Origin of the sequence: Microcoleus sp. OTE_8_concoct_300 (assembly GCF_031383065.1) — a bacterium.
GTDB lineage: Bacteria > Cyanobacteriota > Cyanobacteriia > Cyanobacteriales > Microcoleaceae > Microcoleus.
Genome location: NZ_JANMZH010000816.1, coordinates 1 through 9,373, shown reverse-complemented (window position 1 = coordinate 9,373; position 9,373 = coordinate 1). Strand labels below are relative to the sequence as shown.

9 protein-coding genes are annotated in these 9,373 nt (G+C 44.7%); 6 read left to right on the top strand and 3 right to left on the bottom strand.

Annotated elements, in window-relative coordinates; all coding sequences use genetic code 11:
- Positions 1 to 341: 341 nt before the first annotated feature.
- Entirely contained in the window at positions 342 to 1,019 is a 678-nt protein-coding gene (gene hpsU / locus ACUVJL_RS36250) for a hormogonium polysaccharide biosynthesis acetyltransferase HpsU (RefSeq protein ID WP_445250239.1), read from the bottom strand.
- A gap of 44 nt (positions 1,020 to 1,063) precedes the next feature.
- Between hpsU and ACUVJL_RS36245 the strand changes: the two genes are divergently transcribed.
- The 4 genes from ACUVJL_RS36245 to ACUVJL_RS36230 all read left to right on the top strand — a co-directional run bounded on the left by ACUVJL_RS36245 (position 1,064) and on the right by ACUVJL_RS36230 (position 6,440).
- Positions 1,064 to 1,861, top strand: coding sequence for a cation diffusion facilitator family transporter (locus ACUVJL_RS36245; protein ID WP_445250238.1), 798 nt, complete (start codon positions 1,064 to 1,066; stop codon positions 1,859 to 1,861).
- 349 nt (positions 1,862 to 2,210) lie between these two features.
- Complete coding sequence (locus tag ACUVJL_RS36240) at positions 2,211 to 3,824, top strand: DEAD/DEAH box helicase (protein WP_445250237.1); 1,614 nt, start codon at positions 2,211 to 2,213, stop codon at positions 3,822 to 3,824.
- The gene (locus ACUVJL_RS36235; protein WP_445250236.1) at positions 3,821 to 5,629 is read left to right on the top strand and encodes an ATP-binding protein; all 1,809 of its coding nucleotides are present in this window, start codon (positions 3,821 to 3,823) and stop codon (positions 5,627 to 5,629) included. Before ACUVJL_RS36240 ends, ACUVJL_RS36235 begins: the two co-directional genes overlap by 4 nt.
- A 202-nt stretch (positions 5,630 to 5,831) precedes the next feature.
- Positions 5,832 to 6,440, top strand: a complete 609-nt coding sequence (locus ACUVJL_RS36230; RefSeq protein ID WP_445250235.1) for a hypothetical protein — start codon at positions 5,832 to 5,834, stop codon at positions 6,438 to 6,440.
- A 72-nt stretch (positions 6,441 to 6,512) separates the two neighbouring features.
- Here the strand turns inward: ACUVJL_RS36230 and ACUVJL_RS36225 are convergent, their stop codons facing one another.
- Positions 6,513 to 7,469, bottom strand: a complete 957-nt coding sequence (locus tag ACUVJL_RS36225) for a glycosyltransferase family 2 protein (RefSeq protein ID WP_445250234.1) — start codon at positions 7,467 to 7,469, stop codon at positions 6,513 to 6,515.
- A gap of 101 nt (positions 7,470 to 7,570) precedes the next feature.
- On the bottom strand, positions 7,571 to 8,542 hold the full coding sequence (locus ACUVJL_RS36220) for a glycosyltransferase family 2 protein (protein WP_445250240.1): 972 nt from the start codon (positions 8,540 to 8,542) through the stop codon (positions 7,571 to 7,573).
- Between the two features lie 59 nt (positions 8,543 to 8,601).
- On the opposite strand from ACUVJL_RS36220, the gene ACUVJL_RS36215 reads away from it, so the two are divergent.
- Together ACUVJL_RS36215 and ACUVJL_RS36210 are read left to right on the top strand one after the other, a co-directional pair.
- Positions 8,602 to 8,745, top strand: coding sequence for a hypothetical protein (locus tag ACUVJL_RS36215; RefSeq protein WP_445250233.1), 144 nt, complete (start codon positions 8,602 to 8,604; stop codon positions 8,743 to 8,745).
- 429 nt (positions 8,746 to 9,174) lie between these two features.
- Positions 9,175 to 9,373 (top strand): bifunctional adenosylcobinamide kinase/adenosylcobinamide-phosphate guanylyltransferase (locus ACUVJL_RS36210; protein WP_445250232.1); only part of this gene is annotated, 199 nt, incomplete at its 3' end.

Here is a 9,373-nt window from a genome sequence, read left to right as displayed (position 1 = left end):
GCCCGTCCAATAAATTTATGAAAAGGACTTTTGCAAGAGGTCTATAGTAAGGAATGAGAATTAAATAACTTCCACAAGGAAAGTGGGATGGGCGTCCCGCCTGTCCTTTTTGGACGGGCGGGACGCCCATCCCACAATAATAATTAAAATTGTAAGTTATTTAATTCGCGATCCTAATATCATGTCCGATCGATCGCCCATAATACATAGGGGGGCGGGTTTGCGAGATTGTCTGTTTTTGGCAAATATTATTGGCTCACGGGCCCCTGCAGGAATCAGGGTAATCGACCGGACATGATATCAGTCCTGACTGCGAACTTTTGATCGGATTGAATTCCATACTACAAACTTTTGTTAATTTCTCGCCGATCGCGCGGGCGACAGGGATTACCCGTACAAACAAAGCCAGCAGGCATATTTTTAAAGACACTGCTGCGAGCTCCAATTAAAGAGTTGGCACCGATTTCGACACCAGGGCCAATGAAACAGTCGGCGGCAATCCAAACGCCGTTATTAACGATCACAGAAGCTGTTATTAAGCCAAAGGCGGAGTCTTGGGGGTCGTGAGTGCCAGTGCAGAGGTAACTTTTTTGAGAAATGACGCAGTGTTTGCCGATCGTAATTCGCTCGAGACTGTAGAATACAACATCATCTCCGATCCAACTGTAATCGCCGATTTGAATTTTCCAAGGATAGGTAAAACGAGCCGTAGGGCGGATAATCACACCGGGACCTATTTTCGCTCCAAATAACCGCAGCAACCCGCTTCTGATGCCGTTAAAAGGGTGTGGAGTGAGGGGAAATGCGATCGCCTGCACCAACCACCAAAGCAAAATTAGCCAACCAGACTTTCCCCGATCAAAATTTGATTGGTTGTACTTTTGCAAATCAACCAAAGATTCGCCTGTCAAAGTATTTGGCTGATTGTCGCTAATTGGATGAGCATTTATTTCAGGATTTGGGGAATTTGCGATCGGCTTTTGCGGTTCCGGGTCGGGAGTTGGCGTATAATAAGTCATCTAATGTTTAATTTAAAATCGAGTTTAGCTTTAAGGACTGCTGCATGACATTTCCAGTTAGGGACAATTTTAACTCTGAAAACGCCAAGGCTATCGCACATTGCGAGAATCCAAATCCCAAAATTGCCAAAGTGCGACTTTTACAAACAGCATTGGTACTGCTTAGCAGCTTTTTTGTAGCAGAGTTAATAGCTGCAATGACTTCTCATAGTTTGTCCCTCTTAGCAGATGCGGGTCACGTTTTTTCAGATGTAGCAGCTTTAGCAATAACATTGACAGCCACTTGGTACTCCTCAGTCAAAGGCAAAAGCAAATCCGTAGATTGTACGATCGCACAATCGCCAAACCCTGAACGAGGAGAAATCATAGCTGCCTTAATTAATAGTATCAGTTTAGTAGCGATCGCCCTGTGGATAGCCACCGAGTCGATCGCCCGCTTACAGTCCCCAACCCCCGAAGTAGAAGGACTCCCCATGTTAATTACCGCCATAGTAGGTTTAAGCATCAACTCAATCAATGCTTGTTGCTTGCATTCCTGCTGTCACGGCGACTTAAATCTCAAAAGCGCCTTTGTGCACTCCGTTGCCGACATATTTTCCTCGGTTGGAGTAATTCTAGCTGCGATCGCCGTAGCGTGGCTGCACTGGAATTGGGCGGACGGCTTAATTAGCTTGCTAGTATCAGCATCAATAATTTTATTAACCCTACCCCTGCTAATAGAAAGCATCCAAATGCTGCTAGGCAAAGTATCAGCAATATCCGCCACTCAACAACCTTGCGATTGCCCAAAAATCAGCGCCGAAAAAATACTTTTTCCATCCCTAGAACAACTCATAAAATAACAACTCTTCATCCGCGTCCATCCGCGTATATCCGCTGCCATCTGCGGTAAAAAAGCAAAAACTTGTCAAGTGAACCCGAGAACCCACCCCTAATCATGCTAAAATAAACATCGGTGTTATTGATAACTTATCACAATAAAATAAAACCACCCTCAAGCCGATCTGCCATTAATTCACACCCTGCTGAATTGCGCCAACGGTGAAGAAACCCAGATTTGACAGACAACTCAGAACTGCTGAATTGGGGGTTTCAGCAAAGTAGCACTAGAGAACTTACTTGACAGCGAAGATGATGAGCTGTCTTGCTTAGCTTGTTAGCTATGACGATTATATACGAGGGGTGCGTCCTTTGAATTTTGACGATATACTATCACGAGCAGATGAAGAAACGCTACAAACTTTATTGGGTAGTTCAGCTTTCCGTTTAGTGAAGCTTCTAGATAGTCGCCTAGCAACTCCCACTAATCTGCGTGAAGTGTTGATGAGTATTTATTCTCGTGAAAGCTTGCTTTTATCAAAAGACACTCGCACTATCCTATTTGAATTATTACGACCCAAACAAGCTGAAATTCTCGCTACAATTTTGTCAGCTTCAGACAATGAAGATCTCTTTCAAGCCCTAAAAGAAGTCAAAATACGCCGCGGATCGGAACGCGAACGTGCCCTTTTCGACTTTTTTGAATTGGTTGTACCATCAACTGAGGAATCTGAAGAAACACCCTCATCGGATTTGGCTAAGCCTCAATACGCTTTGTTTGTTCATCAGCGTAGTGCAGCAGCCAAAGTCAAACAGTACCTCCAAAAAGAACCTCGGCGTGTTCTGCTTCATATGCCCACCGGATCGGGAAAGACACGCACGGCAATGCACATTATCGCCGATCGCCTGCGAGCGCAAGAGCCTACTTTAGTCGTATGGTTGGCATACAGTGAAGAACTTTGCGAACAAGCCGCCGCCGAGTTTCAACGCGCCTGGAGATATTTAGGCGATCGCGATTTATCTATCTATCGTTTTTGGGGGAACCACGAACTCGATCTCGATCGGGTGCGGGACGGCTTAGTAGTTGCAGGTCTTTCCAAGCTTTACAGTCGTGCTAAACGTAGCATCCAATTCATTAATAAATTAGGTTCTCGTTCTTCTCTTGTAATTATTGATGAAGCCCATCAAGCAATTGCAGAAACTTACAAGCTAGTCCTCGATTCTCTCGTTTTACCATACGAACACACAGCACTGCTTGGGTTAACAGCTACACCAGGCCGCACTTGGGCAGACATTAGTGCGGACGAAGAGTTAGCTGAATTCTTTGCACAGCGCAAAGTTACTTTGGAGGTTCCTGGCTACGAGAATCCAGTAGACTACCTAGTGTCAGAGCAATACTTGGCACGAGTAGAATACCGACCTTTGTTACACCAGAGTGGATTGAATTTATCTAATAACGACTTGAAGCGTATTGAAGAAGAGTTAGAGTTACCAAAAAATATCCTGACTCGCCTAGCTGAAAACGAACAGCGCAATCTCCGCATTATTTTGGAAATTGAAAATTTGGCAAAGACCCACAAGCGTATTTTGGTGTTTGCCATATCTGTAGAACACTCAAAACTTCTAGCCGCTGTGCTGAAAGCTAGAAATTGGCAAGCATCCGCTGTAACTGCCAAAACTCCTGCTTCAGAAAGAGAGCGAATCATTGCAAGGTTTAAAGATGATCATCCAGAAACTAAAATTATCTGTAATTATGGCGTTCTTACAACAGGATTTGATGCCCCGCGAACCAGTGCCGCCGTGATTGCTCGTCCCACCAAGTCGCTTGTTTTATACAGCCAGATGGTTGGACGTGCTATTCGCGGACTTAAAGCAGGTGGCAATGAACAAGCTGAGATTGTTACTGTAGTGGACACAGATTTACCAGGCTTTGGCAGTGTTGCCGATGCTTTTAACAATTGGGAAGACATTTGGAGATTAAAATGACGAAACAACATGATATCGTTCCGGTACATTTAGTTGTTCAGGCAATGCGTGACAACGGTTATAAAAACGCTGCCTATGCACTAGCCGAACTCATAGATAATTCCATTCAAGCTAAAGCTACTGAGGTAGAAGTTCTCTGTGCTGAAAAAGAAATTCAGCTACAGCGACGTAGCTCGCGCATTCATCAAATCGCTGTTTTAGATAATGGAAGCGGCATGGATTCCACTGTTTTGCGAATGGCTTTACAGTTCGGCAACGGAACCTATCTAGAAGAAGAAAAACATACAGGAATGGGGCGCTTTGGTATGGGGTTGCCATGCTCTTCAATTTCCCAGTGTAAACGGGTGGATGTTTGGACTTGGGAGAGTGGTGTAGAAAATGCAATTTACACATACCTAGATTTGAATGAAATCAAAAACAAGCAGCTTACTGAAGTTCCCGAACCTCAGAAGCACCCTATCCCTGAGATTTGGGAAAAAGTCACAACAGGTTTTGGAGAGACGGGAACATTAGTTGTCTGGTCAGATATCGATCGCTGTATGTGGAAGACTGGTAAGACAATCATCGAAAATTCCGAGTTCGTGATTGGACGAATGTATCGAAAATTTTTAGATACTCAAGAAGTAGTCATTCGTATGGCAACTTTTGATATTAATGAACCTACCAAAATCATGGTAGAAAAATTTGCACAGCCGAACGATCCGGGTTATCTCATGGCAAAGACTTCTTGCCCACATCCTTTTGACAAAACGCCAATGTTTCATCCGTGGCCAGAAGAAAACAGCTATGAGACAACTTTTATCATTGAGTTTCGTAGCAACAATCACGAAGTAAAAATTCGTTATTCTTATGCTAAGGAGGAAGCCCGGCCAGGAAAGAATCCTGGTAATCTTCCGCATGGAAAGCACGCTGGTAGAAATATGGGCGTTTCAGTCGTTCGAGCAGGGCGTGAATTGGAACTAGACGAGTCTTGGGCACAGAAAAGAGCTACAGAGCGATGGTGGGGGGTCGAGATAGAATTTCCTCCAACACTTGACGACTTGTTTGGGGTCACTAACAATAAGCAATCTGCCCGTAACTTTTCAGAACTGGCGAATCTAGATATCGAATCCATGCTAAGAGATGGAAAAACAATTATTGAACTCAAAGAAGAACTAATCCAAGAAGAAGACCCCAGAGGCCCATTAATAGACATTGCTTATAAGCTCCATAAAAATATAGCAACTATGCGAAATCAGATTAATGCCCAAACGCCTGCTTCACGCAGTGGACAAAAGCGACATCAAGGATCTTCTGCGGAGAAAGTTGCAACTGATGTGACAGAAGAACGGAAGAAGGAAGGACACCAAGGGCAAAGCGACAAGGATGAGTCACTACCTTTGGAGGCGCGAAAGGAAATTATTGAAACCACATTAATAAAGACAGGTGTTCTGGAATCTAAAGCTGAAGAGTTGGCGGCAAAAACAGTCTCTGATGGATTGAAGTACACTTTTACAAAAGCAGATATGGAAACCGCTGCTTTTTTTTCAGTTAAGACTGGAGGGGGTGCAATTATGATAACTTTGAACGCCAACCATCCTGCCTACAAAAATCTTGTCGAAGTGTTAGAAGAAGAGGTAGAAGGCGTAGATACTGAAACACTTCGCTCTCGTCTAACAAATTCTCTCGAAGGTTTGAAATTGTTACTGGCGGCTTGGGCGCGGTACGAGGATGAGCAACCTGATGGGCCCCGGCGTCAGAGGGCACAGGATGCTCGTGTTGATTGGGGACGGGTGGCTAGACAATTTCTTGAGGGTGACGAATAACTGAAGGCTTTATCGTTGTTTAACTAGGGGGTAACGGGTCAACATTAGTGACGGATATTGTGCCACTCTGTTGACCCACTTTCCAAAGTCAACCAGTTCATCATATTTTGCAGGAACCGGAAGAAGTGCGATGCCTATGGCAAGCTTCGCTAACGCATCCTCCCGAACCCGAATAGAACTCAACCATAGAGATAGATAACTAATGTCATACAGTGATTTTACTTTAAGTCGAGTTACGAGAGACTTTAATTTAACTATTTCCGAACGCTCAGATATTTTCACAGAAATTCCAGAATTAACACCCAGCGATTTTCTCCAAGAAACCCTGCGCGATAATCTAGCTTTAGCCCTTGGTAGCAATACAGAAAAAGCGCGATCGGAATTAATTATTGCTCCAATTCTCGTCGAACTCAGAAAACAATTAAATTATCAAATTAGCTGGTTTTCCGGCATTGACTTTAGTGTGGATGCCAGTAAAGGATTAAACGGCAGTTGTGATTTTATCATCAGTCAATCACCTGAACTTTTATTTGTTAGTGCGCCAGTTATTACCGTCGTGGAAGCTAAAAAAGAAAATATTTTGGCTGGCTTGGGACAATGCGTAGCGGAAATGTTGGGCGCGCAAATTTTTAATGAAAATGAAGGCAACGAAATTCCTGTGATTTACGGTACCGTTACCACCGGCACTAACTGGAAATTTATGAAATTAACAAAACAGACGATCGAAATTGATTTAGTCGAATATTTTATCAACGATTTAGGTAAAATTTTAGGTATCTTAGCTAGTGGCATTCACTTAAGTATTAATTAGTTCAAGAAACCCGGCGGTTAAAACCGCGCCTACACAAACTTTCGTCCACTCCAAGCTGACTAACAGATATTCTCACGGCAATTTCACTTCTGTCTCCTGACTGATAACTACTGATGGCGACAAAGGCGCCTGAGATTCTGCCACATTCAACTGACCGCCACAACAACGCAACTCGTAAAGTTTTGCATTAATTTGATACTCATATTGACTCAATAATCTTGCATAAATATAGCCAACTTTTCCATCCAAAAAGCCGAGCTGAATGAAGTAAAATAAAATAAATCTGAGCATTGGTTTACAAGGCAGCCACACCCAAACTTTTTTGAGAAATCGTTTCCGCTGCACTGCATCTCCAAATAGGTTAGCGCCAATAGTGCCGCTCTCATCGCGACCCGTAAGAATATTGTAATAAACGCGAGCGTCCCAATTAGAATAGCGGTTGTGCCGTTCTATCCAGTGAAATAAATCGCGGTAGTCCTCGTGGATCATGTCATTTTTTAAGTAGCCGACTGGACCGGCTAAAATGACGTGTTCGTGAACTTCGTTGTCGCCAGTATTGGGGACGGATTCAGTGCCGAGATTTTCGTAACGGCCTTTTTGATGCTTGAACAAACGCAAATTCCAGTCGGGATATCGGCCGCCGTAACGCAGCCACTTACCTAAAAATAAGACTTTGCGGTTGAGGTAGTAGCCGTCAAAATTGGGGTCTTCGATCACCCGCGCGATTTCGTCCCAAAGTTCCGGCGGAATGCGCTCGTCGCAATCGACAATTAATACCCATTCGTTGCGAAAGGGCAGATTGTCCAAAGACCAATTTTTCTTTTTCGGCCAGCGGTTGTCGAAGTAGAATTGCACTACTTTTGCGCCGCTGCTGATGGCAATTTCTACCGTGCGATCGCTGCTTTGGGAATCAACCATGAAAACTTCATCCGCCCTGGCAATGCTGGCCAGACACGCAGGTAGATTAAGTTCTTCGTCTTTTGCCGGAATGAGAACTGAAACCGGAATCTTGGATGAACTAGATGTCATAATCGAGTGCTTGAACCTGAATGCGGTCGAGTTTTGGTAGATGAAGTGTGATCTGCACAGTCGCGCCGACAACTTGAGCAGCGAGGGATATTGCCTATAGCCTAATGCCTGCTGGTCGATTTCGGTGCAAAAATCAGCCCGCCGACGGCTGCACTCAAATAACCGATTTGGCCCCAGGCAAAAACGAAATTTTCAAAACGCAGCCCCGGATCTCTAATATATTTTAAAGACTTCCAGACACCCCTCAATATTCTTTCACCCCCTCGCCCAAGCTGAGCAATACCAGCTCGATCGGACAATTGTTCGCGATAACACTCGCTGATGCCTTGCCACCACCCGCGCTCTAGGAACCAAGCTTTGTTGAGCCGTTCTGTGGCGACATTGTGAAGCACCAGGGCCTCGGGTAGATAAACTACTTGCCAACCTAACTCTAAAGCTAATTCTGTCGCCCGCAACTCTTCATTTGACAACAATTTGGTGCCGACTCTACCGAGTTTGACATCGAAGCCGCCAATTTGTTCGAGAAAAGGGCGCCGGATTGAGTAGTTTACACCCCTGGGAGTCAAACCGGCTGCTGTGACGTAAATGCAACTTTCTCCTAAATCGTAAACTCCCAAGTTCTGGGCCAATCCCGCTGACAGCCATTCGGGCGGGCTGACTCCCGAAGGCCAGAGCAAATTGACTTTGCCACCAGCTACGGCGAGTTTTTGATTGCTTTGATAAGCGCTGTGCAGCACCCTGAGCCAATTCGGCTCAGCAACAGCGTCGTCGTCGAGATAAGCTAATATATCGCTGCGAGCTTCCTTTGCGCCAGTGTTCCGGGCTACTGACAGACCAATTTCGGGCTCCCACACGTACTTGAGGCGCCGATCGCCCAGTCTTGCTTCTACCACCTCGCGGGTGCGCGAAGTGGAACTTTCCGGGCTGGCATAATCGCTAGAAGCGTTATCCACTACTATTACTTCAAAGTTGTCGGGAAAATCCTGTATCAGCAAGCTGTCGATCGCAGCACCTAGATAGGTGTGACGATTGTGGGTGCAAATTATCGCTGATATCTGAGGATGTTCTGGCATAAATAACAGCTTGGCAAATGCTGGGAGAGCGATCGACTTACTCTGATATTGTCTCATCAATGCTATTATCGCTTAAAAAGCCTTTGGTAGTTGGCAGTTTAAATCATAATTGGGAATTGGGAATTGGGAATTGGGAATTGGGAATTGGGAATTGGCAATTGGGAATTGGCAATTGCCATTTGTGTTTAATCCCTAGTATGTGATCCCCAAAAAACCGATACAAGTTTCCCACAGGATTCGCGAGCCGCCCAATTTTTTAGAACCAACTTCAAGCTCCCAGATCGATCTGTGGAGTAAATCTCAAATCTCAAATCGACTGACTGCTAACTGCTGATTAATGACTAAGTAAGTGAGTAGAAATAAACATTACATGGAAGGTCTGGTTTGGCACTCATCAACTCTCTCGTAGTATAGATCCTAGGCTAAACTTGCCCCTACTTGACCGAAAGCATCGAGGATACAAGCCCCCGGATTCATCCGTCCAGAAATAAAAAACCTGTATCCGAGAAACTTGCCCCCCGAATTTCTCCGTGGGGTCAATGCTTCAATTCTAAAATCTAAAATCTAAAATCTAAAATCGATTGACCCTACAAGATATTATGGTTTTTTTGCGCTTACCTACTTAATGACTAATGACTAACTCAGAACCAACTGCATCGAGACAATTAATCTTAGTAACTGGGCCGGCCAGATCTGGCAAAAGTGAATGGGCCGAAACTCTGGCTGCGGGTTCGGGAAAACAAGTAATCTATGTGGCTACCGGCCGGGTTGATGAAGCCGATTTGGAGTGGCTTCGTCGCCTCGAACAGCACCAAAAGCGCCGTCCAATCA